At 61.1% G+C, this 25,416-nt stretch carries 24 protein-coding genes and 2 pseudogenes; 17 read left to right on the forward strand and 9 right to left on the reverse strand.

The features are described 5' to 3' along the window. The first annotated feature begins 32 nt into the window (after positions 1-32). Together OXQ95_RS15615 and OXQ95_RS15620 are read left to right on the forward strand one after the other, a co-directional pair. Complete coding sequence (locus OXQ95_RS15615) at positions 33-1,094, forward strand: SAVED domain-containing protein (protein ID WP_267382411.1); 1,062 nt, start codon at positions 33-35, stop codon at positions 1,092-1,094. 1 nt (position 1,095) lies between these two features. Further along, complete coding sequence (locus OXQ95_RS15620; protein ID WP_267382412.1) at positions 1,096-2,445, forward strand: cyclic GMP-AMP synthase DncV-like nucleotidyltransferase; 1,350 nt, start codon at positions 1,096-1,098, stop codon at positions 2,443-2,445. A 92-nt stretch (positions 2,446-2,537) separates the two neighbouring features. On the opposite strand, the gene OXQ95_RS15625 is transcribed toward OXQ95_RS15620, so the two are convergent. Next, positions 2,538-2,807, reverse strand: coding sequence for an HU family DNA-binding protein (locus OXQ95_RS15625; RefSeq protein ID WP_267382413.1), 270 nt, complete (start codon positions 2,805-2,807; stop codon positions 2,538-2,540). 244 nt (positions 2,808-3,051) lie between these two features. Between OXQ95_RS15625 and OXQ95_RS15630 the strand changes: the two genes are divergently transcribed. Beyond that, a complete protein-coding gene (locus OXQ95_RS15630) occupies positions 3,052-3,543 on the forward strand; it encodes a glycine zipper 2TM domain-containing protein (protein WP_267382414.1) in 492 nt (163 codons plus the stop codon). Positions 3,544-3,611: 68 nt separating this feature from the next. After that, positions 3,612-3,911: a hypothetical protein gene (locus OXQ95_RS15635; RefSeq protein ID WP_267382415.1), complete on the forward strand. Its 300-nt coding sequence runs from the start codon at positions 3,612-3,614 to the stop codon at positions 3,909-3,911. Positions 3,912-4,085: 174 nt separating this feature from the next. Here the strand turns inward: OXQ95_RS15635 and OXQ95_RS15640 are convergent, their stop codons facing one another. Further along, positions 4,086-4,805: a DUF6118 family protein gene (locus OXQ95_RS15640; RefSeq protein ID WP_267382416.1), complete on the reverse strand. Its 720-nt coding sequence runs from the start codon at positions 4,803-4,805 to the stop codon at positions 4,086-4,088. An 11-nt stretch (positions 4,806-4,816) separates the two neighbouring features. Then, positions 4,817-7,714 (reverse strand): Ti-type conjugative transfer relaxase TraA, encoded by a 2,898-nt coding sequence (gene traA, locus OXQ95_RS15645; RefSeq protein WP_267382417.1) that lies wholly within the window; start codon positions 7,712-7,714, stop codon positions 4,817-4,819. Positions 7,715-7,889: 175 nt separating this feature from the next. Here traA and OXQ95_RS15650 point away from each other — a divergent pair, with 175 nt between their 5' ends. From OXQ95_RS15650 to OXQ95_RS15695, 10 genes and pseudogenes are all read left to right on the forward strand, one after another. Then, on the forward strand, positions 7,890-8,219 hold the full coding sequence (locus tag OXQ95_RS15650) for a conjugal transfer protein TraD (protein WP_267382418.1): 330 nt from the start codon (positions 7,890-7,892) through the stop codon (positions 8,217-8,219). Between the two features lie 13 nt (positions 8,220-8,232). Then, positions 8,233-8,460, forward strand: a complete 228-nt coding sequence (locus tag OXQ95_RS15655; RefSeq protein ID WP_267382419.1) for a conjugal transfer protein TraD — start codon at positions 8,233-8,235, stop codon at positions 8,458-8,460. A gap of 31 nt (positions 8,461-8,491) precedes the next feature. Beyond that, positions 8,492-8,842: a DUF3147 family protein gene (locus OXQ95_RS15660; RefSeq protein WP_267382420.1), complete on the forward strand. Its 351-nt coding sequence runs from the start codon at positions 8,492-8,494 to the stop codon at positions 8,840-8,842. 40 nt (positions 8,843-8,882) lie between these two features. Then, positions 8,883-9,146 (forward strand): hypothetical protein, encoded by a 264-nt coding sequence (locus OXQ95_RS15665; protein ID WP_267382421.1) that lies wholly within the window; start codon positions 8,883-8,885, stop codon positions 9,144-9,146. Positions 9,147-9,235: 89 nt separating this feature from the next. After that, on the forward strand, positions 9,236-9,820 hold the full coding sequence (locus OXQ95_RS15670; RefSeq protein WP_267382422.1) for a type IV secretory system conjugative DNA transfer family protein: 585 nt from the start codon (positions 9,236-9,238) through the stop codon (positions 9,818-9,820). A 117-nt stretch (positions 9,821-9,937) separates the two neighbouring features. Continuing rightward, a complete protein-coding gene (locus OXQ95_RS15675) occupies positions 9,938-10,654 on the forward strand; it encodes a type IV secretory system conjugative DNA transfer family protein (protein WP_267382459.1) in 717 nt (238 codons plus the stop codon). A 96-nt stretch (positions 10,655-10,750) separates the two neighbouring features. Beyond that, a pseudogene (locus OXQ95_RS15680) lies at positions 10,751-11,038 on the forward strand (integrase core domain-containing protein); the annotation flags it as partial. 653 nt (positions 11,039-11,691) lie between these two features. Continuing rightward, a complete protein-coding gene (locus tag OXQ95_RS15685) occupies positions 11,692-12,768 on the forward strand; it encodes a replication initiation protein (RefSeq protein ID WP_267382460.1) in 1,077 nt (358 codons plus the stop codon). Between the two features lie 176 nt (positions 12,769-12,944). Further along, the gene (locus OXQ95_RS15690) at positions 12,945-14,147 is read left to right on the forward strand and encodes an AAA family ATPase (protein WP_267382423.1); all 1,203 of its coding nucleotides are present in this window, start codon (positions 12,945-12,947) and stop codon (positions 14,145-14,147) included. Positions 14,148-14,192: 45 nt separating this feature from the next. Continuing rightward, entirely contained in the window at positions 14,193-15,200 is a 1,008-nt protein-coding gene (locus tag OXQ95_RS15695; protein ID WP_267382424.1) for a ParB/RepB/Spo0J family partition protein, read from the forward strand. A gap of 392 nt (positions 15,201-15,592) precedes the next feature. Here OXQ95_RS15695 and OXQ95_RS15700 read toward each other — a convergent pair whose 3' ends face one another. Both OXQ95_RS15700 and OXQ95_RS18845 read right to left on the reverse strand, forming a co-directional pair. Beyond that, positions 15,593-17,356 (reverse strand): GGDEF and EAL domain-containing protein, encoded by a 1,764-nt coding sequence (locus OXQ95_RS15700; RefSeq protein ID WP_267382425.1) that lies wholly within the window; start codon positions 17,354-17,356, stop codon positions 15,593-15,595. Positions 17,357-17,501: 145 nt separating this feature from the next. Beyond that, the gene (locus tag OXQ95_RS18845) at positions 17,502-18,488 is read right to left on the reverse strand and encodes a GGDEF domain-containing protein (RefSeq protein ID WP_267382426.1); all 987 of its coding nucleotides are present in this window, start codon (positions 18,486-18,488) and stop codon (positions 17,502-17,504) included. Between the two features lie 361 nt (positions 18,489-18,849). Here OXQ95_RS18845 and OXQ95_RS15710 point away from each other — a divergent pair, with 361 nt between their 5' ends. The 3 genes from OXQ95_RS15710 to OXQ95_RS15720 all read left to right on the forward strand — a co-directional run bounded on the left by OXQ95_RS15710 (position 18,850) and on the right by OXQ95_RS15720 (position 21,598). Continuing rightward, positions 18,850-19,284: a GAF domain-containing protein gene (locus tag OXQ95_RS15710; protein ID WP_267382427.1), complete on the forward strand. Its 435-nt coding sequence runs from the start codon at positions 18,850-18,852 to the stop codon at positions 19,282-19,284. A gap of 194 nt (positions 19,285-19,478) precedes the next feature. Continuing rightward, a complete protein-coding gene (locus OXQ95_RS15715; RefSeq protein ID WP_267382428.1) occupies positions 19,479-20,759 on the forward strand; it encodes an HD-GYP domain-containing protein in 1,281 nt (426 codons plus the stop codon). Positions 20,760-21,241: 482 nt separating this feature from the next. Further along, positions 21,242-21,598, forward strand: a complete 357-nt coding sequence (locus tag OXQ95_RS15720; protein ID WP_267382429.1) for a hypothetical protein — start codon at positions 21,242-21,244, stop codon at positions 21,596-21,598. A gap of 329 nt (positions 21,599-21,927) precedes the next feature. Here OXQ95_RS15720 and OXQ95_RS15725 read toward each other — a convergent pair. The 4 genes and pseudogenes from OXQ95_RS15725 to OXQ95_RS15740 form a co-directional block, all read right to left on the reverse strand. After that, a pseudogene (locus OXQ95_RS15725) lies at positions 21,928-23,236 on the reverse strand (IS3 family transposase). Positions 23,237-23,663: 427 nt separating this feature from the next. Then, positions 23,664-23,918 (reverse strand): hypothetical protein, encoded by a 255-nt coding sequence (locus OXQ95_RS15730; RefSeq protein WP_267382430.1) that lies wholly within the window; start codon positions 23,916-23,918, stop codon positions 23,664-23,666. A 7-nt stretch (positions 23,919-23,925) separates the two neighbouring features. Continuing rightward, entirely contained in the window at positions 23,926-24,945 is a 1,020-nt protein-coding gene (locus tag OXQ95_RS15735; protein ID WP_267382431.1) for a chemotaxis protein CheB, read from the reverse strand. Between the two features lie 28 nt (positions 24,946-24,973). Then, positions 24,974-25,411: a chemotaxis protein CheW gene (locus OXQ95_RS15740; RefSeq protein WP_267382432.1), complete on the reverse strand. Its 438-nt coding sequence runs from the start codon at positions 25,409-25,411 to the stop codon at positions 24,974-24,976. Positions 25,412-25,416: the final 5 nt, after the last annotated feature.

Consider the following 25,416-nt stretch of genomic DNA (forward strand, 5'->3'; position numbering starts at 1 on the left):
GTTATCGCCGAATACGGTGGGGGGACGAGCCTATGGTCGAAGATGCTGATGTAGGTACGCGGCGTGCGATCGGCACCTTCGGGGTACTATCCGCTGGAGCGGGGCTCGGTGTCGTCACGCCCGCCATCAAAGAGGCGATACTCTCTTTCTTAAACAAACGCCTCGGCCTTCAGCTGTTTGACGCGCCACCGTGGATGGGATGGGCGCTGATCGCTCTTGGATTGATATGCCTGCTTTTGGCTTTCTTCGGGCAGGGCCGGATTGATGGCGTGTTTAAGTACCTATTCCACGGCCGCAATTCCACCGTCGGGACATTTTTGGTAGTGAAACACACGGGCTTCGTCCCACCCGTGCGCGACATACAGCAATCCGAACTGCCGAAGGCGTTGAACCGATGCGCTCTGCAGCACCTCTCAATTGAAGTTGGTGGCGATCTAGCGCTGAACCCTCCCGCCTTAGAGGCAGCGTTGGCCAAGCAGTTGCGGATGCCGGATCAAATAACAGCCATCCTCGGCGTAAACCCGGCGGCTGCGCTCGGCTATTCCGGCATCGTGCAGGCGCCGTTTCAGCTGCTCGCCGGTCACCAGCTCGCGAGCTGGACACAGGTACGAACGTTCGAGTGGGATCGCCACCTGAACACGTGGAAGGCACTCGCCGGTGGACAGGGACCCGACCTAGGAGTGGTCACCAGCAACGCTGTGGTTGGGACGGGCCTCGACGTCGGCGTCGCAATCGAGATCAGCTATGCGATAGCCGACGCAGAAATAGTCGCGAGCATTCCTAACATCGGCCGGATCGTCCGGGTCGGCGTCGCGCTTCCGGCGCTGGACGCCGTGACACATGACGGTCAGGTCACGCAGATCGCGCAAGCGTTTCGCGCGGCCCTTGACGGCACCCGCGGAATTGCACCCGGTGCCCGCATCCATGTCTTCTGCTCTGCACCGATGTCGATCGGGTTCGCATTAGGTCGAATGGTGAGCAGGACGCTTCACCCGCCGGTGCGGGTCTATGCCTACAACCTGGCCGCTCCCAAGCCGTACCCGTGGGGAATCGAAATCAATGCCGCGCCCGCTGCTGCAATCGTGAGGACCTGAAATGTACGATTTGTCTTCGGAGATACTCGACTTCCACAATCAGTACGTGAAGCTCGATACGGATTCTGAGAAGCGTCTGGTTGAGGTGCGGGACACGAATCTTACCAGGATCAGGAACGGTCTTAGCGACCTAGGCAAGCCTGTCTTCAAGAACTGGCGCAGCCAGGGTGGCTACGCAATGGGCACCGTGGTCAACGATCCGCTTGGCGAGAGTAACCATGACATCGACATCGCGGTTATCTTCGACAAGGACGATCTTCCCGCGGGGGCCCTGCAGACGAGGCAGCGAGTGCGCGATGCGCTCTGCAAGCACGGCGTGAACTTCCTGAAGGATCCCGAGGCGCGAACGAATGCAGTGACGGTCTGGTATGCAGACGGCTACCATCTCGACTTCGCCATATATCGTCGGTCGACCAACATATTCGGGGTGGAAACCCACGAACACGCGGGTGCGGACTGGGTGGCGCGCGACCCGGCGGAGGTGACGACTTGGTTCATTGACAGGGTTGACGCGCTCTCACCAAACGCGAGCACACACAATCCGGCGCCGTCCGTCCGAGTAAATCAACTACGACGCATCGTGCGCATGGTGAAGTGGTATTGTCGGTCGCGGACATCGTGGAGCCTTCCCGGCGGGATGATCACGAGCACGCTTGTGGCGGAATGCTACTGCCCGGATCCCTATCGTGACGACGTGGCGCTCTACGACACACTGGCCGCACTTAACGTGAGGCTTCAAAACGGATGCCGGGTCTACCATCCAGCGAAAGACGGGCGCGAGCTGACGGGAAAGGCCGAGTACCTCAACCAAGTGAAGGCCCTGCGCGATCGGCTGGCGAAGCATCTCCCAAAACTGGGTGTGCTATTCGAGGAGCAATGCAACCGGCAGAGAGCGCGATCGGCCTGGGATTGGGTCTTCAACCATCAGTTTTGGTCAGGCAAGGAGGTCGTTGAGGAGGCATCCCTCACTAAGACGGATACTCGAACGGGTGGCTACTATGTCACTCTCGGCTGCGACTTGGCCAAGTCCGAACATGGCAAAATCGTCGGACCGTATCGTGGTATTGCTTTGCCTAAGAATATGGGGCTCAGATTCTTTGTCGACGCTACCAACGTTCCAGAGCCTTACGAACTAACGTTCGACGCGAACAACGAAGGTGACGAGGCGAAAGACGCGGGCCAACTCGAATGGTCGGGCCGGACCACCAGCGACGAGCCAGAATGGTGGACGAGCACCGCCTACAAGGGCAAACACCGCATGACGTGTAGCATCCTGAAGAGTGGGCAGGTGGTCGCCAGCTCGTCGATGATCGTCAAGATCGTCCGAAGCCCGCTCCGATTTCGTCGATGAACCCTTCCAAGCTCGGCTCTGGTGTCAGAACCGAGCGGTTGTGACACCTGTCACAGGCTGCGCCGACGAGCTGACTCGCCGGCGCTTGGGCCTCAAAGCTTGTCTTTAAGCCCCTTCGCTGCCGTGAACGACACCTTCTTCGATGCCGCAAAGGTCATCGTCTCCCCCGTTGCTGGATTGCGGCCTTCCCGCTCGGGTCGATCCTTGACGCTGAATTTGCCAAAGCCAGGAATGGCGACGTCGTCGCCCTTTACGGCCGCGCCAGCAATCTGGTCGAACACTGCCGTTATCGCCGCCTTGGCATCAGCGTCGCTCATACCTGTGGCGGTCGCAACGCCCTTCGCAAGTTCACCGATGTTCATATCACTCATCCTCAATCAAAACGGTCAGTTCCCTAGCCGGGCGTAGCGGCATGGCAAAACTCGATTGCAGGCCCCGCCTGTGAATGGGAGATCGGAAGATGAGCTTTTCGCTTCGATGATGCCGGCCATGTGAAAGCTGGTCGCTCCGATGCTGAACGGCTGCTGCCGACCGCATTCAGCCTCGCTGCATACGGCCAGGCGTAGACCTGCGTCATCGGCATTCCCGCCGGTGAGGATCAGGAACATGGCACACAAAACGATCACGATGGCGGCTCTGGCGGCAACGATCGTCACGGCCATGGTGCCAGCAGCCGCGATCGCGCAGGACCGCTACGGTGACCGCTATGCCGGGTATAGCGGCTATGATCAGCGCCAGGGCGACTGGCAGCGCCCCGGCGACGATCGCCGCGATTGGCCCGACAGCCGTCGCTATGACCGCCAGCAGGACGCCTATGCCAATCGGTATTACGAGCCGGCGCCGGTCCGTTACGGGTATCGCGGTGCACCGGGCTATTACGACCAGCGTGGCTATGCGCCTGCCTATCGCGGCCCGGTGAGCTACCGGTATCGGTGCCAGGGTAGCGGGACGAGCGGGACAATCATCGGCGCGCTCGCTGGCGGGCTGCTCGGCGATGGGCTGGCCGGTCGCGGCGACCATACGCTCGGCACGATCCTGGGCGGAGGCGCCGGAGCGCTGGCGGACCGCGCGATCGACCGGTCGAACAGCGGCTGCTGATCCTCCATCATCGGAACCGCGCTCGTGAGGAGCACGGCTCCGTCACTCTCACGGCCTGGAGACGATCAATGCGTATCAACGATCTTGTATCTGCAATGGCCGCTGCTGCTTCGCTGGCGGCCCTGGTCCCTGCGACGGCCTCGGCTCAGGCCTATGGCGACTATGGCGGCGGCTATGGCTATTCCGACCGCGGTTACTACGCTCCTCGCTATGACGATGGCCGGCGCGAAGCCTGGGCGGGGCGCGAGCGCTGGGACCAGCGGCGTGAGTGGCGGGAGCGGCAGCGCTGGGAACGCGAGCAGGCTCGTCGCTACCGGCACCACAACGACCGCGGCAATGGGTACGGCTACGGGTATGACCGCTACTGACCTGATGCGAAAAGCCCGCGGCCAAATGGCTGCGGGCTAAAAACGGACTTAGCTTTCAGCTAATGCCGCCGCTTTCGCCTGGACAGGCGAGCAGGATCAGTGCTTTGCGCTCTGGCCTTGTCGCCCGCCTTCTTGGCCGCGTCTCCAGCCTTCTCGGCTTCCTTATCGGGATCATCATTGATCCTGCTCTCCCGTACCTACCTGGATCGTGCAGCGCACCGCCTTCCTGGCCTTCGCCGCCTGCTTGCGACACGCCTTCAGCGCCTCGCGGTTGGACACCGCTAACCGGTTGTTCGCCAGCACGCCGGCGAACGCCTGCGCATCGCCGGCCTTCATCAGCCGCTGGCCGCCTTGCCACATCGGCATCCGCAAGGAGCGCGCCGCCATCCGCTCCGGCAGCAGCCAGCTCGCCGGCATGGCGCGCGCGATCGGACCGGCGAGGATCGCCCATAGCAACGCACCCATCACCAGCGCGATCAGACCGACATTCTGAGCGACATACCGAAGCCGTCGCCGCTGTTCGTCCGCCATGACATGCGATTCCAGCTGACGGTCAAGCCTGGTCGCGACCTCCTCGATCGTTTGCCGGGCCGCGGCGATGGCGCGGCGATCCTCACTCCGCCCTGCGGTACCGACCTCCAGGATCTGCCGGCCGATCTCATGCGGCGTGAGCGCCAGCGCCGGGCTGTTCACCAGCGCATCGACCCGCTGCGCGGTCGCGGAGAGGTTCTTCGAGATGACCCCCAGCGTCTCGGAATAGTCCGGGCCTTCGGGATGTTCGGTACGCTCGGCCGTGAGCCGCTCGATGGCGCGACGCATCAGCTTCACTTCGGCGCGGAGATCGTCGAACGCCTGTGCCGCCCCATCCTCGCCTTCGCTTTCGCCATCCGCCATGCGCCTTCTCCCTACCGGCTGAGTCCGCGATCCTGTTCCCGGTCGCGCTCACGCTCGCGATCCATCCGCTTCATTTGCTCCAGCACCTGCTCGGGCGATGGCTGCCGGTAAAGCCCCAGCTCAGGCGCGCTACGCTCCAGCTCCATGCGCAACGCCGGATCATGCCGGAGGTCGTCCACCATGATGGCCATGCGCTGCGCGGCGGGACCAACGCGTGCCTCGCCGCGTTCGGTTTCCAGCTCTCGCCAGCGCTCCATAAACCGCCCGGCGCGCAAGTTCGGATCGGCCCGCACGCGGGCTTCCTCGGCCATCCCGCGCATCGCGCCGCGGATGTCGCCGGCCGCGGCGTCCCGCCCAAGTTTCGGATTGCGCTCGATCGCCGAGGCGAGGTCATGCGCGCCCATATACCGGGTCTTGTCGAGCGCCTCGCCGGCGCGCTCCAGCGCGGTTGTCTGGTGCGGCAGCACCGGCAATCCCTTCTCCTGCATACGGGCGATGTCGACCGCTGCGCGCGCATAGCGCTGGATCGCCTTAGGCTGGGGCAAGCTGTTCGTGCTTTCAGGTAGGTAATCACGACGCTCGGCCTCCGCTGCCTTCGGCTTGAAGCCGGCAAACATGCTGCGCGCCTTGGTCTCGACAGCCCGCACGATCTCGCGCACCCGCTCTGGCAGCCTGATCTCGCGCCGATCCGCGAAAGCACGAACCGCCTCGTCCGGCTCGGCCGCATAGTCGCCCGCCATGTCCTTTGCTCGATCACGCGACAGCACGGTTGCCAGCTTAAGATCCGTCGTGAAGTCGTCACGGCCATAATGGAGCTGCACGCCGTCACGGTGCCGCGACAGCGCGACATAAGCTGCGTGCCGGTCCATCCCGGGGGTGGCGAGCACATGGGTAGCGTCTACCGTCACACCCTGCGATTTATGGATGGTGGCGGCATAGCCGTGATCCACATGGGCGTAATCCTTGAGGTCGAACCCGACCTGGCGCCCATCGTCGAGCCGCACGGCCATCCGCTCACGGCTTACCTGCTCGACCGTGCCCAGACTGCCGTTCTTGACGCCGAGCCCGCGCTCGTTGCGCAGGAACATCAGCCGGTCACCAGCCGCAAACTGACGCTCGCCCCGCTCAGCCTTTACGGTCACATCGTCGCCAAGATCGCCGGTGACCCGCAGCCGCTCGCGTGCCTCGCCGTTGAGCGCGCTAACCTCAGCGTTGGTGTGGGTGAGGATGATTCGCGACTTCGCCGGGTCAGTCTGACGCTGCTGGTCCCAGCCCTCCACCAGCCCCGCCCGTGCCTGCTCGCGCGTCTCTGCGGCCACCACCATGCCCCGCTCGCGATAGGCGCTGAGCGCCTGCACTGTTCGCCCGGTGGCGAGTGCACGCGTCGCGTCGCGCTGCCAATCTTCCCGCTGCCGGCGGATCTCGGTGATCTCGGCTGCGCCATGACGCTCGGTCACCGACCGGAACGCCGCCCCCGCCTCGATCGCCTGCAGCTGCTCGGGGTCGCCGACCAGCACAACCTTGGCCCCGGCCTGATCGGCCGCGGACAGCAGCCGCTCCATCTGCCGCGTGCCGATCATCCCCGCCTCGTCGACCACCAGCACGTCACGCGGGCCCAGCTGCTCGCGGTCCCTGCTCCACGCATGTTCGAGGCTGGCAATGGTGCGCGACTGGATACCGGAGCCAGCCTCGAGGTTCTCGGCCGCAATCCCCGACAGCGCCGCGCCCCGCACGGTGTAGCCCTGCCGCTCCCATGCGTCGCGCGCTACGCCCAGCATCGCCGACTTGCCGCTGCCAGCATAGCCGACGACGCTGGCGAGCCCCCGATCGCCGGTGACATGCTCGAACGCGTCGCGCTGCTCGCCAGACAGGGTGAGTCCCCTGCCCTTGCCCGCCTGCAACGCACCGACCTGATGCCAGGTGACAACGCCGAAGCTGCGCGTGTCCGCCAGCGCATTACCCGAGCGCTCAAGCCGGGCCTCGGTCGCGATCATCTCGCGGCTGGTGAAGCGCTCCTGATCACGCCCGTCCTTGCCCAGGGCAACCAGCTCGGGGCTGCTAGGCACCGCCGCCATCACCTGGTCGTACTGGTCCTTGCCGTCCGAATGCCGGAACGCAAACACCGCCAGATCTTGTAAGGTGAACGTCGCCTGCGTGCGCGTGATCGCGTCTAAAGCAACCTTGGGTTCGGCGATGATGCGCTGGCCGTTCTCGCGTGCAATGCGCGCGTGATCCTCGATCCGCTCGGCCTCTAGCCCCTGCCCCGGACGCCTGGCTGCCGCCGGCCCAATCTTGTGCTGCGGCTCCAGCGCGATCCCTTGCTCGGCATAGGAGCGATGATCAATCCGCGCATCAATCCCAAGCTCCGCCAGTCGCTCGTTGACATGAGCGCCCCACGCCTCCCGCCAGTGCTGCAACAGCTCGCCCCTGTTCCAGTCACGCTCCTTCTTACCGAACCCATCCGGTCCCACCTCCCGCATCGACAGCATGACGTGCGCGTGCGGCTTCGGACTGCCGTCTTCCGCCCGGTCCCAATGCACGTTGAGGTCTGCGACCATGCCACGGTCCACGAACTCGCGTTGTACGAATTCGCGAACTAGCCGGACACCATCCTGGCGGTTCATCTCCCGCGGGATCGAGAACTCGATCTCACGGGCGAGCTGCGCGTCCTTGCGCTTCTCCCCTGCCTCCACCTCGTTCCACAGTGTCGTGCGATCATTTAAACGCTCCGACGCACCCTCGGGCAGCAGCACCTCGGAGTGGATCACGTCCGCCTTGTTCGAGAAGTCGTGATGCCGCCCTAGCCGCTCGTCGAACAGCTCGGATGCAGACCGGTAGGCGGCTGACGCAACGGCGCTGGAGCCGTTCGCACGGCTGATGACCTTGGCGGAGAAGTGGTAGATCGCCATCGCCCTTCTGCCATTACCCTTCTGAGCGCACGTCGGCAACGACGTATAAGCGCGCACTCACAACCTCCTTCGTCGCTGGCTCGTGACTCGCTGCGATTTTCTGGCTTGCACTCCGCCTTGGTTGTGGCACCTTGTTGATCTAAAGGATAATGAATACACCACGGGACGGCAGACAATGCGTAAGGTGCGGGACTACGATGCGGAGCTGAAGGCGCTTGGTGACAAAGCCAAGGCGTTGAAGGCGCGCAAGGTTGAACAGCTTGGGGCACTCGTCGCCATGACCGGCGCCGACGCGCTCGACATCGAGACACTCGCCGGTGCCCTGCTAGGTGCCGTCGCCTCCAAGGATACCGACGCGAAGGAGGCGTGGCGGACGAACGGCGCCGCCTTTTTTCAGCGGCGCGGGCGTAAGTCTGGCAAAACTGCTCCGGGCGACATCCTCGATGCAGCGGCGGCAACGGACGGCTCTGCTACGGGCGGAAGCGAGCCGGCGGCGCACGGATAATCGGAGTTGGGTCGTGCAACGCCGTGAACGCACCCGTCACCTGATCGAGCTGGGCGGCCTCGTCCAGAAAGCAGGCCTGGTCGATCTCGCCGACGACGATCGCGCGACGATCTACGGTGCGCTGCTGGAGCTGGTCGGAAGGGCGCGGAGCGATGATGGCAGCGACATGCTGGGACTCTGGAAGCGACGGGGCAAACGGGCCTTCGACGTGGAAGAGGAAACGCAGGAGACGATGCCGTGACCGCAACCGAATGCCGGTCCAGGAGACGGTCATGCTCTACCTCGCGCTGAAGGCTGCGATCTCTGGCGTGCTGATCGCGGTCGCATCGACCCTGGCGAAACGTTATCCGGGTTTTGGGGCGCTCATCGCATCGCTGCCGCTCGTCTCGGTTCTGGGCATGATGTGGCTCTGGAACGAGAAGCCCGACGCCGACAACATGGCCGCACACGCCGCAGCGACGTTCTGGTACGTCATCCCCTCCCTGCCGATGTTCCTGCTCATCCCGGCACTGCTGCGGCATGGCGTTGGTTTCTGGCCTGCGCTCCTTACCGGATGCGCGCTGACGATCATCCTCTACACCGCCATGACCTGGGTGGGACCGCGCTTCGGGTTGCAACTGTGATCGGCTCCCTTCCCTATCCTGAGACGTTGCGATGATGGCTATGGCTGAGGCCCTACCCCGTTCCTGGCAGCTCCTGATGGTCGGCCCGGGAAGCTGCCACATCACGCCTGATCTGCACGACAGGCTGGTGCGCCTGCTCGATCTGCTGCCGCAAACCCGCCTCTTCGAAATCGAAACCGATGCGGGCGTCGTCAGCGTGGCGCGCGACTGGCCCAGCGACCGTGTGGAGGAGGTCTCCGGCATCGAGGCGGACATCGCCGCCCTGCCCGGCATTACGCGCCTGACCCTGTTCCAGGCCGCCTGACGATGGAGTAATTCCGCCAGCTCGGCCGCGCATCACGCAACCTCGCCCGCATTGCCCTCCAGAACCCCGTCTGGGTGGTCCAGGGCCTCGTGCTGGTGCTGACCTGGGGCGCGATCCTGCTCGTGCCGCTGCGCGCGCTCTTCCAGCCCCTGATCCTGCGCTACGGCGGTCCAGGTGCCATCGACACTCACGGGTCGGCCCGCTTCGCCACCGACGCGGAGGCGCGCAACCTCACTGGCGACATGGGCCTGCTGATCGGCCGCGACCGCAAGACGGGCAAGCTGCTGCGCTACCCCGGCCCCGCCCATCTGCTGACGATCGCGCCGACCCGCAGCGGCAAGGGCGTGGGCACCATCATCCCCAACCTCCTCGAATACCCCTTCACCGTCGTCTGCATCGACCCCAAGGGCGAGAACGCCCGCACCGCCGCCCGCCAGCGCGGGAAGTTCGGGCCAGTCCACGTCCTCGACCCGTTCGGCATCACCGGCTTGGCCCCCGCGGCGTTAAACCCGCTTGATCGGATCGACCCCGCCGGGCTCGATGTCGCCGACGATTGCATGACGCTCGCCGACGCGCTGGTCCACGATGCCCACGACCAACAAACCGAAGCGCACTGGGAACGAGGAAGCCAAGGCGCTCATCGCCGCCCTGCTGATGCACGTCGTGGCGAGTGAGCCCGCTGCCACCCGCACCCTCGCCATCTTGCGCGACCACCTGACGCTGGCCCCGGCCGCCTTCGCAGCCCTGCTCGAGCGGATGCAGAGGGCCGGCGGCTTGGTCGCGCGCCGCCAATCGTCAACTCCGATCGCGAAGCCGCCGGCGTGCTGTCGTCCGCGCAGCGCCACACCCACTTCCTCGACAGCCCCCGCATGACTGCGACGCTCGGGGCTTCGGACTTCCGCTTCGCCGATCTCAAGGAGCGCCCTATAAGCATCTTACTGGAGCTGCCGCCTGATCGGCTCAATATCTATGCCCGCTCGTTGCGCCTGATGGTCGCAGAGGCGCTGCCCGCACTCGCACGGGAGCCGGGACGCCCTCCTTGGCCGGTTCTGTTCCTGCTCGATGAGTTCGCGGCTCTGGGCCACCTGGAGCCGGTAGAGCGCGCCATGGGGCTGATGGCGGGCTACGGGATCCAGCTCTGGCCGATCGTGCAGGACATCCACCAGCTGCGTGCCCTCTACGGCCAGCGCGCCGGCACCTTCCTGTCCAACGCGGGCGTATTGCAGGTGTTCGGGGTCAACGACCAGCAGAGCGCCCAGCTCGTCTCCGATCTGCTCGGCCAGGAGACGGTGGTGTTCGAGACGATGAGCGGGGCGTTCGACGCGGAAGCAACGGGAATCACGTTTGGGCAGCAGCATGTCGGCCGCCCGCTGCTTACCCCCGACGAGGTCCGCACACTCAGCCCCGACCGCCAGCTCCTGTTCCTCGCTGGGCAGCGACCGGTGATCGCCGCCAAATTGTGCTACTATGCCGATCGCGAGTTCGCTGGACGGTTCGATCCGGTTTGATCGTACACACTGGACGCGAATGATGACGTTGGCCGCGCGTGTCGGTCTGGATGTCGCGCTGGCGGAATCGTACGAGGCGGTTGTATCTGCGAGGCGAACGACATCGAACACCGGCTCACCAGACCGAACCATCCTTGGACGAACGGCCAGGTCGAGCGGATGAACCGCACCATCAAGGAAGCCACCGTCAAACGTTTTCATTATGACAGCCACGACCAGCTTCGGACGCACCTCGCCGGTTTCATGGCCGCCTATAACTTTGCCCGTCGGCTCAAGACGCTGAGCGGCCTCACGCCCTACCGATACATCGCCAAGATCTGGACGTCAGAGGCAGACCGGTTCATCGTCAACCCGATCGACCAGACGGCGGGAATAAACACCTAGGCACCTTGTCAGACGGCATTCGTGGAAACGCCGTAGATGGTGTTCGGCGAGCGCGTCATCGCGATCCTCACCGTTGCGCCCACGCGAACCGCTCCGCTTTGGATACCCAGGATCAATCTATTAAAACGCCGCTGCTTGCAGCGGAAGGATTCATGATTCTAAGGTTCTAATTCAGCCACGATTTGCCGAGCATTTTCAGTGCGTTGGAGGAAAGTAGCTGACCGCATGGGGGTGGTTGGCTGACCTAACGGGGGCTGAGGGCTGACCTGTTGGGGGGGCTTCCCTGACCCATAGGGGGCATCCTTACCTTTTGGGGGCCTCGCCTGCTCACTACGATTTCGGCGGAATCTGCCGCTTTGTCGAGCTTCTTGAAAGCCCGCGAGATCGAAAACTAGCGTGCGCGCGTCAGTTCAATGCGACTCGCGAAGATTGCTTGTGTTTGGCCCCATACCGCGCCGACTCTATCCTGACCGCGTGGGGTGGGCACAGTCGTATAACCTGACCTGACTTGACGGCCAAGGTCAGGTCAGGCAGCATTAGACCTCCAAGACTCGGTGCCGATCGCAATATGCATGGAACAGGACGGGGGCGAAATCGCTGGATTAACGGTCGATGTGCCCGCTTCGGCTGAGACGGCATCCCCTGGCCGCGCGATGCGTGTGGCTGCGGCCCTGGCGGCGAAAGACGGCGACGAGTTTGCTAAGCCGGGCAGCATCATCGAGGTCAAGTTCGTCAAAGGTGAGTCACTCAGCCTTACCGCGTCCAGGTTGCTCGCGTTGATGATCCTGCGCGCCGGTGGGGACGCCTGGGAAGACCGACCACACAGGATGCGCAAGGCGGATATACGGCGAGGGCATAAAGGGAATGAGCGGATCACCGATATGCTGGAAGAGCTGCACCGCACGCTCTTCGCAATCGATGATCGGTCCTGGCGAGGCAAGAAAGCTACGACCCGCTTTTCGCTGATCTCGCGCTCCAGTGTTGAGACGGAAGAGGAGGGGGGCGAAGCTGGTTGGATCGAGTGGGAGTTTACGCCTGATGCACGCAAGCTGATCCAGGCATCCGAGACGTATGCTGTGCTCAATCGCCAAGCAGTACTCGGCTTTCGATCCAACTACGCCTTGAAGCTGTATGAACTTGGTGCTCTGCGACTTCACCGCCGCCAAGCAACCTGGCGCGGCGACATGGCTGCGCTGCGTGCGGCGCTTGGTATTCCTCCCGAAGTCTATACCGATTTTGCGCAGCTCCGACGCAAGGTGTTGGACAAGGCGAAAGCCGAGATCGATCAGCTTGCTCACTTCCGCGTCGAGTGGCGGGATATCCGGCAGGGGCGCGCCGTGACCGAGGTCGAGTTTCGGTTCGAGGCCAAAGGGCCGCCTGAAGTGCTTGAGACCGTAGAAGAGCTGGATCGTCATTCGGGCGGTCGTCGCCAGCGGCGGGAAGGCACCGTCGAAACTGTCGTGACGGGGCAGGGCGGGATAGCCCTGCCGTCAAAGGCGTTGCCAAAGGCAAAGTCTGAGGAAGTGACCTTTCCTTCCGGCACGATCCGATATGATGCGGAGCTGTTGTCTGTCGCCCGGCAGCATGGCGGAGGTTGGGACGTCGACCTCATCGCGGTCGGCTTCCGCGATACGATGGGCGAGCGTTTGGGCAAGTTGAAAGGGGTCAAACTTATCGCGTCCTGGAAGGGATTTTGCGAGAGTTGGGTGACGCGAAGGGGCAGGGCCTAGAAGGAAATTGCACATGTGCAATTTTGCGAGGAGTAGCCTCTCCCCATCGAGTCAGGATACCGTGATCGCGCTGGATCAGCCCACGAAAACGGCTCTGCGACTTTCGAAATTCACGAAGGATTTGACCAAAAACCGCAATTGGGTATAGCTTCATCTTAATTTCGAAAGATGGACCTGTGTCGAACACGCTTGAGATTGAAGGCTCCGAGAAGCTCGTCTCGGTAGCCACACTTGCACACCGGACTTCATCGGTCCTTGAAAAGCTCCGCGATTCCGCAAGGAGCGCCCGCGCTGGTGATCGGCGCGAGCCAACCTTCACGATCAGCAAGGCGGCCGAGCTGGTCGGAAGAACGGCTGCGGCCATTCGTGACGCCGAAAAGGATGGCAGGCTCCCTGAGCCGATGCGCACGGAGAATAATCGACGTGAACGCTACACGCTTGCCCAGCTTAATGACATGCGCGGAGTGTTCGGCACTCGGCCCTATCGGAGCCCAGAAGATTCGTGTTGCGTGGTTGCCGTCCAGAACTTCAAGGGCGGCGTCGGCAAATCAACGGTCGCAGTGCATTTGGCCCAATATCTGGCGATCCGTGGCTATCGCGTTGCGTTGATCGACTGCGACAGCCAGGCATCGGCGACAACGCTGTTCGGATATGTGCCAGACCTCGATCTGACGGAAGACGACACGCTCTATCCCTTCTTGAGGGAAGGCGAGCGATCTTCTCTCGACTATGCGTTGCGCAAAACCCATTTCGACGGTCTCGAGCTCATCCCGGCGAATCTCCGGCTCTTTCAATCCGAGTACGAGCTTGCAGCGCGAATGGCGCGGGGCAGCGGCGAACTTCTGGATCGTCTCAGGGAGGGGATCAACAGCATTTCCGACCGCTTTGATATCATCGTGATGGACCCGCCGCCAGCGCTGGGCGCCATCTCGCTTTCGGTCCTGCGCGCTGCCAATGCCTTGGTGGTGCCCGTGCCCCCAACGGTGATGGACTTCTCATCTACCGCAGCGTTTCTATCGATGCTCGACGAAACCATCGAGCAGCTCGCCGAGCGGGGCCTTGCACCCGAGCTGCAATTCCTCCGGTTCGTGGCCTCCAAGGTCGACGAGAACAAGTCGATGCAGAAGGAGCTTCTGAATTTGATGCGCACCTTGTTCGGTCATGCGATGATTCGAACGCCGCTCAAGGATTCTGCCGAGATCGACAACGCGACGGCACGTCTGATGACAGTCTACGAACTTGACGGACCCGCCACCAGCTCGTCCGTCCGTAGCCGCTGCCTGGCCTATCTTGACGGAGTTAACGCGGAAATCGAGGTTGATGTAAGATCCATGTGGCCCAGCCACCAGAAGCGCCTGCGCAATGAGGCACTGGTTTAAAGAACGAAAAATTGCACATGTGCAATTCTAGCGGACGGAGTGGCTATGAGCCGGAAAAATAACGGGTTTGCTGCCGATTTGACGGCAGGAATCGACCTTTCGGAGGAAACCGCGCCGCGCCGTCCGAGCATCGCCGGCAACGTGCTCACAGGGCGCGCGAACCGCATCGCCGAGTTGGCGTCGGGCGCCGTCGTCAGCCGCACGCACGAGCTGGTCGATCCCGCTCGCTGTCGGATGTGGGCTGGCCACAATCGCGACTATGCGCTGTTGAACGAGGAGCGTTGCTCCGATCTGATCGAGAGCATCAAGGCGCAAGGCCGACAGGAAATGCCGGCGATCGTTCGGCGTGTCTCCGGTGAGGTCGACTATGATTTCGAGGTCATCTGCGGCGCTCGGCGCCATTGGACGATCTCGTGGTTGCGCTCGCACAACTACCCGGACTTCAAGTTTCTAGTCGACGCCCGCGAAATCGGCGATGAAGAGGCGTTCCGGCTTGCCGACATCGAGAACCGAGCCCGCGACGATCTCACGGATTATGAGAGGGCGAAGGACTATGTGCGGGCGCTCGAAACCTATTACGAAGGCCGCCAGCGTACGATGGCTGAACGGATGAAGGTGACGGAAAGCTGGCTATCGCGTTATCTCGATCTGGCGCGCCTACCCGAGGAAATCATGATCGCGTTCAGCGCGCCGCAGGACTTGAGTATCCGCAGCGGGATCGCGCTCAAAGGCCTCCTCAAGCCGGACGATCGGAAAGCGCGAGCGTTCGCGGAGGGCAAGCGGCTCGCCGCTGTCCAGAAGGAAAGCGGAGAGTCGATACCCCTCAACGATATTATCAAGGCCCTGGCGCTCGCGACCGACCCCCCCAAGCGGTCAGGTTCCCTCAAGAAGTCAGAAATGGAGACGATCACGAATGAAGGCGGCAAACCCATTCTGCGCGTCGAAGGCGCCGACAAGAAGGGCGTTCGCCTGACCCTGTTGAGCAAAGGTGGAGCGTCGCGAGCTGAAGCCGAAAAGGCGATCAGGGATGTGCTCGACCAACATTGGACCTGAGCGCGGAACTGCTCTCGGCGAGAAGCTTGCGGGCGCCTTGAGTGGTCACATTCAATAGCCGGGCGACGGCTTTCGGGCTGAGTCCGGGGTATGCGAGCTTGAAGCGGGCGAGCAGGGGAGCTTTGCTCCGTTTCGTCGCCAGCCCGTCGGCAATTGTCCGGGCTTGCCGATCGATCCGATCATCAAGCCGAAAGGCAGGCGTAGAAGAGCGCGCCTTGCGCGACTGGGTGACCCATCATCATGCCCCTGCTCCCCCGCTGGCTATGCAGCAGTGAATCACCTCATCAACGCTGCCGCAAGCACGAGTTTTTCAACAGTCTCGAGGGGTTGTGACACCGGCACGGTAGAGCTGCGTGAGTGGCAAACGCTCTATGAGAACCGGCGCTCAATCGCTATGGCGCGGCGCCGTGCAGCGCTGACATCCACACTATGAGCTTGGCAGGATCCATCGGGCGGGCGAATAGGAAGCCTTGTGCTTCTTCGCAGCCCGTCTGAGCGAGCATTGCTGCGGCTTCAGCCGTTTCTACACCTTCGGCCACTACGCGGTAGCCAAGTTTGTGTGCAAGCCCGATCATCGTTTCTACCAGTACGAAGTCGGAGCCTTCGGCTTTGGTCAGGTTGCGCACAAACGCCTGGTCGATCTTGACGACGTGTGCGGGGAGACGCTGGAGATAGGCAAGGCTACTATGGCCAGTGCCGAAATCATCGATGGCCAGCCTCACACCGGCTGCCGCTAGCTCGGTCAGCATCGCCACGGCTTGGTCGGGATGCTCCATGATCGCACTTTCAGTTAGCTCAATCTCGATCTTCTCCGGACGCAGGTTGCGTTTGCGCAGCCCGATTTGAATGCGATGGATCAGATCAGTCTCGGTCAGATTGGCGGCCGAGATGTTGATGGACAGGGCAAGCGCCACTCCGGCGTCCTGCCATGCCCCGAGCTGGTCAAACGCTGCGTTCAGCACCCAATGCGTCGTCGGCTTGGCAAGCGATGTCTGCTCGATGAGCGGGATAAACTCGGCGGGCGAAATGTCGCCGAGCGTCGGATGGCGCCAGCGCAGCAACGTCTCTGCACCAACGCAGCGACGCGTCGCAAGATCGAGCCGGGGCTGGTAGACGAGCCGGAGTTGATCGCCCGCCTCTAGCGCTTCGCCGAAGTCGCGTAGCAGGTTGTACTGCCGTTGGTGTGCGGTGTCATTCTCGGCTGAGTAGAGGGCAATCGAGCCATCGGCTCGCCTAGCATCCTGAGCAGCGCTGCCAGCACCTCGCAGAACGTCGTCCGCCGCAGCCTGACCCAGTCGGAATGGCCGGACGCCGATGGCGACGCTGGTGACGAAGCGGACGGAAGACGACGACCGGACGACTTCGAACGTGGATTGTAGGAGCTCCATGTACGTAGCTTCTTCCATCCCGGGGGGCGACAGGAAGGCGAACTGCGCTGTCCCGACGTGGTAGGCGGTCCGCGTGTCTCCCAACGCCATACGAAGCGCTTGCGCCGCTTCACGAACAAGCTCATCGATGCGCATGCTTCCTAACGCTCGCGCAATCTTGCTGAGCTGATCGTCGCGAGCTATATCAATGACAACGGCGAAGCGTTTCTGGCCGGGATGATCCTTTGCGAGGTCGAGGAGATCCTCGCGGAACTGATTTCTGGTAGGCAAGCCACTGATCGGATCGATGCGACCAAAGGCGTGCTGGAGTTCAATCTGTGCCATGACCATCGCAGCCAGATCAGCAAGAGCTGCAAGCTCAAGCGGTGCCGCCGTGCGAGGCTCGGTGCCGAGAACGCAAAGGGAGCCGATCCCGTAGCCATCGTTCGTGATCAGCGGCGTGCCTGCATAAAAGCGGGTACCTGCCTGGCCCAAGGCGCTGTCTGCGTAAAAGGGATCAGTTAAAAAGTCTTCGATGACGAGCGGCTTGCTCGTTTCCGCCACTTGGGCACATGGGGCTTTATCGCGAGGAAGGCTCCAGTGATCAATTCCCACCCGTGACTTGAACCACTGGCGGTCACGATCGGTAAGCGAAATGGCTGCTATAGGCAGCCCGAAGATCTGGCTCGCCATCCTCGTGATCCGGTCGAAGCTCTCGCTTGGCGGAGTGTCCAAAAGCTTGAGCTGATGCAAGGCATCGAGCCGGGCTTCTTCCTGGTAGTTACGCACGGTTCTGTACCCCCTTTGAGATCGCATAACCGCGACGTATTAATGGGGTACTATCTCTAGCCATGCAGTTACCGCCTCGGCATACTCACGGCGTTGTGTTGCGAGTCAAAGACAGAGCCCTGCGCGAATGTTGCGGCGTCAGACGCTAGATGACGCCCCGCGTCCGCATGACGATCCGATTGCGACCCTGCCGTTTTGCCTCGTAGAGCATCCGATCAGCAGCTTCTATCGCGTCGTCGCGTTTGATGCCAGCGAGTGACGCTGCGCCTATGGAAATCGTGATGGTACCCAGCGTCTCATCGCTGTTGCGTATTTTGAACGATTTCGCTTCCAGGTCCTTACGAGTACGCTCGAGTATCCCTGCGGCATCCTCAAGACGGAGGCCATCAAAAATGATCAGGAATTCCTCACCGCCCCACCTGGCGACTGTGTGAGCACCGACACTGTCCGAAAGCGACCCAGCGACAGCCTTGAGCACGCGGTCGCCGACGCTGTGGCCGAATTGATCATTCACCGACTTGAAGTGATCGATGTCACACAAAGCGACTACGCCGGGATCCGCCTTACGCCGGGCGGTGAGCTCCTGGGTGGCACCACGACGGTTGAGGAGCCCGGTGAGCGCGTCACGTTGAGCGTCATCGCGCGTCACTTCGACTTGCTGTCGCAGATCCTCGATTTCCCGCGAGGCGGCGTTCAGCTGCGCTTCGACGCCACGTGTCCGCTGAACCATGGCCTTGACGATTTGTTCGACGGATCCCGCACCACCTGAAAGATGAAATAGGTCGGCCGATAGATCACGCCCGAACTCGGACGATTGCGTCGCTGCGCCTGCTGCCAGGTCGGCAAGGCGCAAGGTTTGATGACGCAGTGCATCCTGACGCGGGTCCGCTTCTTCGTCACCCTTGCCGCGTCGCGCCTCGGCGATCATGATCCGATCGACATCAGACTGTGTGAGCGGACGACCTTCCATAAGGATCGCGTCAACCGCCATCGCGGTCATACCGCGCCGATCCGTTTTTAGATGCCAAGCCAAAGCAAAATTGGCAGGGGTATGTTCCAGCCTTTGCTGGGTGAGGAACTGCAGCGCCTCATAGCCCGCGCCCGTCGCGGCCTCAACGAGTGATGTTTCCACCGCCGCTGCCGTTTTTCTTCGTGCAAACATATTATGAGCTCACCCCCACCCAGAGCTCCATGTACGCCGCAAGGGTAAACCAAATGCGTCCAAGGTTGACGAAAGCGGCAGCGACACGTCACTAATAGGTTCAACGCCGCGCCCTCAAGCGCCGATTCCTCTACGCCCCCTAAACAAACCACAATGATTTCAGTTCTTTAAGTTAAAGCCGTGTTGGCATTGTCCATATCCATCTTAGTTGTAGTTTAGAACACCTAATGGCCCGGTAGATATGGAGCCACGTATGAGGATGCTATCAAACTGCGAAAGTCGCGAAAAGGCGATTTGCGACCTTATGATAATGGACACACCAGCCGAGCCGATGTTTGACGACATCGTCGAACGGGTTGCGGAGTTCACGTGTAGCCCAATATGTCTAATTACCCTTGTTGACCGCCATCGGCAGTGGTTCAAGGCCAAGAAGGGCTTAGACATAACCCAAACGCCGATTGCCGCATCATTTTGTGCGCATACGATTAAGAGTAATCGGGCATTTGAGGTGCGCAATGCGCTGCTCGACCGGCGCTTTGCTGAAAATCCCTTTGTCCTTGGGTCGGCGCACATCCGCTACTATGCTGGATTGCCCCTAAGAACACCGTCCGGCGATCGCATTGGAGCGCTTTGCGTGCTCGACCACAGGCCCCGATCGCCACTCAGCCAGAATCATGTCCGTTTCATGAGGAACATGTCTCGAATGATCGTAAAAGCGTTCGAGCAGCGCCGTGACACAGCTGTCAAGCAGCAAGCCGCCGCATAGAGGGTAGCGTGGTCGCGTCCCTATGTTGGCAATCTACATCAACCATCTTGCCCTTAGCGTCTGCGAGAGACAGGTTGGTATACAATCGTAAACTTTATGACCGTTATAGTAGCTGATGGAACGGTCCCTGCAGTCGACTGGAGACTCGCCAGCTATTGGTACGATCGCACGCCTGTAAGGATGACGAGGATTGGATGCGTAGGAATATCCGGCCCGATCAGGTCGAACTCGGCATGTACGTCGATGCCTTCGATGGCAGCTGGCTGGCCCATCCGTTTTGGAAAGCAGGCTTTCTCGTGCGGTCCGACGCTGAGCGTACAAAGCTTCGCGGCGCCGGCGTGGGTGTCATCATCGACACCGCGAAGGGGATAAATGTAGAAGACGATCAGGGGTCTGAGCCTCAACCCCGCTTGGCAGCGGCATTGCCACGCGCATTGCACGCCGCCCCGGCACGTCGACCCGTGCATCAGTGGGCACCAGCGGCTCCTTCACGCATCGGTGCCGTAGCGCGCCCAGCTTTTGGGCGGGCTGACAAGGTCCGAGCGATCGCTTTGGCTGAGCGCTCGACTAAGGTGGTCAAGGCGCTGTTCGAAGACCACCGACTGGGCCGTGAAGTACCTGCCTCCATCATCCTGCCAGTGGTCGACGAGATCGTAGAAACACTCGAGGAAAATATATCAGCCTTCATCAGCGTAACGCGTCTCAAGGACAAGGATGATGAGACGTATACGCATTCCGTAGCAGTATGCGCCCTTATGATCAGTCTTGCGCGCGCAGCAGGAGCGTCGACGCCTGAAATCCAGGCGTTGGGATTGGCAGGGCTGTTGCACGACATCGGCAAAGTTATGATCGACGACGCCATCCTAACCAAGAAGGGCGAGCTTACCGACGATGAGATCCGCGAAATTCGTCGTCACCCGGAACTCGGTCATGCGCTTCTATCAACCGACGATCTTCCACCGGTAGCATTGGACGTCTGCCTTCATCACCATGAGCGCATCGACGGATCGGGTTACCCCTTTGGCCTGACTGGCGATGCCGTCAGCCAAGCTGCGCGAATGGCAGCAATCTGCGACGTTTACGATGCGATGACGTCCGACCGCGCTTACCGTAAGGGCATGGCTCCAAACGTAGCTCTTGCCCACATGGACACGACTGCGAGCGAATTCGATGCAGTCGTCCTATTCCAGTTCATGCAAGGCATTGGCGTATTTCCGCCCGCAAAGCTGGTGCGTCTTCGCTCCAACCGGCTGGCTCTTATCCTACCTACGAAGAAGGAAAACCGGTTACCTATTGCGCGGGCTTTCTACTCGACGATCGACACAGCCTTTGTCAGCTACGAGGATGTCGTGCTCAGTGATTCGTTTGCGGATGATCAAGCCGTCAGCGCCGAAGACCCGGCTAACTGGTTTGTAGTTGATTGGGCCGTGATGTCGCAGCAGATCGTGAATGGTAAGCCGATTTCGATCGCTTAGATCGCGAGATGGTGAATCTGAGCCACCTGCAATCAGTTACCTTTTAGGTACTGTTTTTGGCTTTTCAGTAACGCGTTTTGACAGGTCAGGATTGGGCCATTTTGCTCCAGAGTGCGGCATTGGCCGTATTGCCCGGCAGCCTTACTGCACAACTGGGAGCTTGCGCGAACCACCAGAGAGTGTCTTTGCATCAATCATTTCATTTGCCGAGGCGAGCCGGCGTGATCACTAGTGAGACGCAACGCAGGAGGCTGGCGCACTACGGCGTTGATCATTGTCCATAATTAACACTTAATACTGAACTAGAATGAATGATTAACGCGGATGCAGTAGCGAGCAATATGACTAGGCATATCTCTACTCCGTTCTCGTCCATCAGTGAGATCCAGGTCCTGCGGATGGACGCTGAAGCCATACTCAGTAGTATATTGCGCATAATTCGACGAGCACGTGCGCTAGTCGTGCGCGATAGGGCAACCGCGGTGGAGCTGCTTACCGCCCGGCGCGAGGAGCTTAGCAAGCTGCTCTTGCAATACCAGCGGCTGAAGCACCGCCGAGTTTTTCATCCATTCATTGAGCGCGGCTCAGCAGATTTACAAGATGCAGCTCGAGCCATGAAGCTCCGATGCATCCGGATGGGAGAAACCTTTGGTGGTGCTCACATTCGCTGGGCAGCGCTGCACGAGGACGACTGGCCGATCTACCGTCGCGATATGCTGCATACCTCAGAGCTGCTCATCATGCACCTTGAGCGAGAACATATCGCAATCGAGTTGCTGCTCGGATTGCCCGACTGCCTTGCTGCCCAAACCGCGCGATGTGCGCCGATCGCAACTTAATTGCAAAAACGAAGGAGGCGGTGCATCGCCTTACGAGGGTTGAGGCGGGTCGTCGACGCTAGGTCGGGATTGCCGGGATGTTAAGGCGTCTTCGCATAACCTTCCGGCAATCCTTGCCTGCTCTTCACTGAGAAGAGAGTGTATTGTGCAATTTAGCCACCAGCACCGCTGTTGTAATGGCAGCGATGTGAGCTTGTTCCTGCTTCTGGACGGACATGGAGTTGGTGGTTCAATTCGTCGCAACCAGTCGCAAACGACGCTTTTAGTGTTGGTGGTTTATGGATCGCCTGCTTTTTGACGTTGGCCGACGCGCGTCTAGCAGCCTGCGTTCACAGTACACCGTTAACTCGCTCCAAGACGGTGCAGCGCGACAATGATGAGACGAGGAAACGTGTTGTTGCCCCCCAAAGGCCTGACAGGGCCTCGTGGTTTTGCGCGATGAACTCGCGGGGTGATCGATAGCGCAAAGCGCGGTGCGGATGCACCTCGTTATAATGGGCGAACCAGTCGGGCAGCTGGTCGATGACACTCTGTGCATCGGGCCTGGGGTTCACGCGGACATACTCGCGCTTGAGGGTGCGAACGAACGCCTCAGCCATGCCGTTCGGTTGAGGACTGCTGACCGGGGTCGTGCGCGGGATCAGCCCGATGCCCCGGGCGAAAGCGCGAGTGTTGCGGGCTGTGTAGCAGCTGCCGTTATCGGTGAGCCATTCGATTGGCTCGAGCAGGCGATTCACCTGTCCGTAGCGATGCTCGACGGTGGCGACCATCAAGTCCTGGACGTCCTCGGCGGTGATGCCGCCCGTCGTTGCGACGTGCCCCATAGCCTCACGGTCGCAGCAGTCGAGCGCGAATGCGACACGCACCTTCTCACTATTATCGCAGGTGATCTCCAACCCGTCGGAGCACCAGCGGGTATTGCGCAGATCGACGGCGACCCGACCGCCGTGACGGCGTTCTTCGCGGCGTTCGCCGTCACGCTGTAGCAGCAGCCTGTGCAATTTCATGACGCGGTAGACGCGTTTCGGATTGGGCGCTGCGCGCCCGACCTTCTCGGCCTGACGACGCAGCTGGGCATGGCCGCGGCGATAGCCGTAGGTCGGCAGATCGGCGACGAGCAGACGGATGTCGGCGACCAGTTCGGCATCCGGCAACGGCGGTCGCCCTCGCGGTCTTGGCGGTTGTCGGTTGCGCATTTTGGAAAGATGCGGTCGAGCGATGCCGACCGCCTCTGCCACCGCGCTCACCGTCCATCCCGCGGCAAGGAGGTCGAGCGCAACAGCTGTTTTTTTGGGCCTGCGGCCCGGGACACCGCCTCGCGGAGCAGCTCGTTCTCCATAGCTTTCTTGCCAAGCAGTCGGTGTAGTTCGCGCACCTGCGCCTCGAGCGCACGGTATTCAGATGCCGGCACCACTTGCTCGCCGGCTGCCGCGGCGGTCAACGCACCCTGTGCCATCAACCGCCGCCAGGTGAAGATCTGATTGCCACCGATGCCGTGCCGGCGAGCGACACGCTCATGCCCGGCAACTATGTTTCCTCGACGATCCGGACCTTTTCCTCCGGTGTCCATCGCCTCCGGCGCTGGACACCGGAAAGGACCTCGCCCTCATTGTAACGCCTGGTCTTACCGTCAATCATATGCCTCACCCTTACCCAAGAGCGGGGCCCTGTCAGGTCAATTAGGGGGCCACCTCAAAACGAGCATCCAGGGTGGCTCGCGAAGGGTATCTTTGCTCACATTTTGCTGATGGCGATCGCGGTAGCCTTGTTTGGAATCAGGGGCATTCTGAAAGAGCCCTAAGGTAGTCAAACCCATCCGGCGCAAGCCGCCCAAACGCAGAACAGACGTCTCATGGGCAGCCTATACGCTGATCGCCAGCCCTTGATCAGAGCGTAAGCTGTCGTTCGCCGTTCGGGTCGCTACCAGGCAAGTTTTTACACGGCCGCTTAATAAGACGCTGGAAATAGACGTTTCATCAAACCCCTCTCAGCAGGCGTCCATCTGGGACTAACCCGGCCTTTATAGCTGTCCATACCAACAGAGGACTTCACCATGTGGGATCAATCAGCTAAGATCGTCTTCAAGTCGGCCGAGCATCGCCTCGAGCCTGATAGCATGCGACACACCAGTACACGACTGGCGGCTATTCAGAACATGAGCTACCTCACCGATAATCTGTGCAAGGTAGTCAAAACGCTGAAGCGCTACGTTATGGTGTTTAAATACAACAGGGTCTGAGCAGAGTTCGACTGCGAGGTCCTCGATTGCTAACTTCGCGGCATGCAGTTCTCGAGCGAGTCGCGCATCAATATCGAACATGTTTACCTCACCCACGACACATGTCCAAGACCAAGCTCGATATCTCGCTGGCCTTGATCGGCTGGACTGCCATGCCGCGCCCTAACTCGAGCTGACCCGAACCATCTTCTGAAGGAGCGATTGCATAGCCGCGAGCTGACCGCAGGGCTGCGACCCCTTGTCCGCCATCCTCGCCTCCGGCGAGTAAGATCCCGATGGTTTGCTCGGCTGCGCTCTTGGCAAGTGTCGCCATCATCAAAGAAACGGATGGGCGCTGCCCAGCGAAAGGGGGCTTGTCGAGCAGGCGAATCGTACCCCCGGGCCACTGGTCAACATAGACATGGTGGGCGCCGGGCCGTGAAAAGACGATCATGCCGGGCTTGAGCTTCAGTCCCTCGCTGGCCTCAACGACATGGGGCGCGACTGTCTGCGACAGCTTTGCGATCATGCCGTCTGCAAATTCTGGACGCATGTGCTGGATTACGACGACAGGCGGCCCATCCATCGGCCAGCTTTCGAGCAGATCAAAGAGCGGTTTGGTGCTGCCGGCATCAGCGCCAACTACGACGACCTTGCCATTCCAGGGGAAAGGGATACCCGATGTCACCTTTGTGGTTTTCCCAGACTTGCCATCGTTCAACGCAGCAAACCGCTTGGGCGCATCCTTGACGGTTTTGGCAAGTTTGCCCATCGCTGCTTGCATCTCGTCGGGCGTCGCGCGCGTCGGCTTAGGATAGCAGTCGAGCGCACCCAAGCGCAGAGCCTCGATCGAGCTGTCGGCTCCCTTAGCTGTGAGCGTGGAAAACATGATGACCGGCATCGGTGCGGTCTCCATGATCTGCGCCAGGTAATCTATGCCGTTCATGCCAGGCATTTCGATGTCGAGCGTCATTACTGTGGGCTTTAATTCGGCCACCATTCGGCGCGCCTCTTCAGCACCATCAGCAAGGCCTACGACCTCGATGTCTTTATCCTTTTCCAGCATGCCTGCCACCAATGCGCGCATGGTGAGCGAGTCGTCAACCACAAGTACCTTGGCTTTCGCCATAACAGACGTTCCTTACAGCGCGAAAATACTACGCAGCTTCGGCCAAAGACGGCGGCGCGAGCCGATTAAGATCCAGGACAAGGATCATGCGATTATCTACGGTGGCAAGACCCTCGAGCAGCGCCGCAGCTTGACCGGATCCCACGTCTGGTAGCGGCTGCATATCTTCGAGCTTGATCGTAACGATGTCGTTGACCGCATCGACGATAACGCCCTGCAATTGTGCGCCGATCTGCACGACGATGATGACGTGGCGCGTCGTGGGATGGGTAGATCCCCAACCAAGCCGCATGCGCAGGTCGAGCACCGGCAGCACGACGCCACGCAGGTTGACGACTCCTCGAATATGCGCGGGCACGTTGGGCAGCGGTGTGGCGGCCGACCATGCGCGGATTTCACGAATGGCCATGATGTCGATGCCCAGCGACTGGTCGCCGAGTTCGAAGGTGATGAGCTGGCGAGTCATAGGCT

Origin of the sequence: Sphingomonas sp. GC_Shp_6 (assembly GCF_026540835.1) — a bacterium.
In the GTDB taxonomy this organism is placed as follows: domain Bacteria; phylum Pseudomonadota; class Alphaproteobacteria; order Sphingomonadales; family Sphingomonadaceae; genus Sphingomonas.

What these genes read in the sequence shown, in the direction of transcription:
- OXQ95_RS15685 (WP_267382460.1), top strand. Translation starts at nt 11,692, where the DNA reads ATGCGTGTGGCTGCGGCCCTGGCGGCGAAAGACGGCGACGAGTTTGCT.
- OXQ95_RS15710 (WP_267382427.1), top strand. Translation starts at nt 18,850, where the DNA reads ATGTTTGACGACATCGTCGAACGGGTTGCGGAGTTCACGTGTAGCCCA.
- OXQ95_RS15665 (WP_267382421.1), top strand. Translation starts at nt 8,883, where the DNA reads ATGGCTGAGGCCCTACCCCGTTCCTGGCAGCTCCTGATGGTCGGCCCG.
- OXQ95_RS15650 (WP_267382418.1), top strand. Translation starts at nt 7,890, where the DNA reads ATGCGTAAGGTGCGGGACTACGATGCGGAGCTGAAGGCGCTTGGTGAC.
- OXQ95_RS15740 (WP_267382432.1), bottom strand. Translation starts at nt 25,411, where the DNA reads ATGACTCGCCAGCTCATCACCTTCGAACTCGGCGACCAGTCGCTGGGC.
- OXQ95_RS15735 (WP_267382431.1), bottom strand. Translation starts at nt 24,945, where the DNA reads ATGGCGAAAGCCAAGGTACTTGTGGTTGACGACTCGCTCACCATGCGC.
- OXQ95_RS15630 (WP_267382414.1), top strand. Translation starts at nt 3,052, where the DNA reads ATGGCACACAAAACGATCACGATGGCGGCTCTGGCGGCAACGATCGTC.
- OXQ95_RS15625 (WP_267382413.1), bottom strand. Translation starts at nt 2,807, where the DNA reads ATGAACATCGGTGAACTTGCGAAGGGCGTTGCGACCGCCACAGGTATG.
- OXQ95_RS15635 (WP_267382415.1), top strand. Translation starts at nt 3,612, where the DNA reads ATGCGTATCAACGATCTTGTATCTGCAATGGCCGCTGCTGCTTCGCTG.
- OXQ95_RS15730 (WP_267382430.1), bottom strand. Translation starts at nt 23,918, where the DNA reads ATGTTCGATATTGATGCGCGACTCGCTCGAGAACTGCATGCCGCGAAG.
- OXQ95_RS15695 (WP_267382424.1), top strand. Translation starts at nt 14,193, where the DNA reads ATGAGCCGGAAAAATAACGGGTTTGCTGCCGATTTGACGGCAGGAATC.
- OXQ95_RS15715 (WP_267382428.1), top strand. Translation starts at nt 19,479, where the DNA reads ATGCGTAGGAATATCCGGCCCGATCAGGTCGAACTCGGCATGTACGTC.
- OXQ95_RS15640 (WP_267382416.1), bottom strand. Translation starts at nt 4,805, where the DNA reads ATGGCGGATGGCGAAAGCGAAGGCGAGGATGGGGCGGCACAGGCGTTC.
- OXQ95_RS15615 (WP_267382411.1), top strand. Translation starts at nt 33, where the DNA reads ATGGTCGAAGATGCTGATGTAGGTACGCGGCGTGCGATCGGCACCTTC.
- OXQ95_RS15660 (WP_267382420.1), top strand. Translation starts at nt 8,492, where the DNA reads ATGCTCTACCTCGCGCTGAAGGCTGCGATCTCTGGCGTGCTGATCGCG.
- traA (WP_267382417.1), bottom strand. Translation starts at nt 7,714, where the DNA reads ATGGCGATCTACCACTTCTCCGCCAAGGTCATCAGCCGTGCGAACGGC.
- OXQ95_RS15620 (WP_267382412.1), top strand. Translation starts at nt 1,096, where the DNA reads ATGTACGATTTGTCTTCGGAGATACTCGACTTCCACAATCAGTACGTG.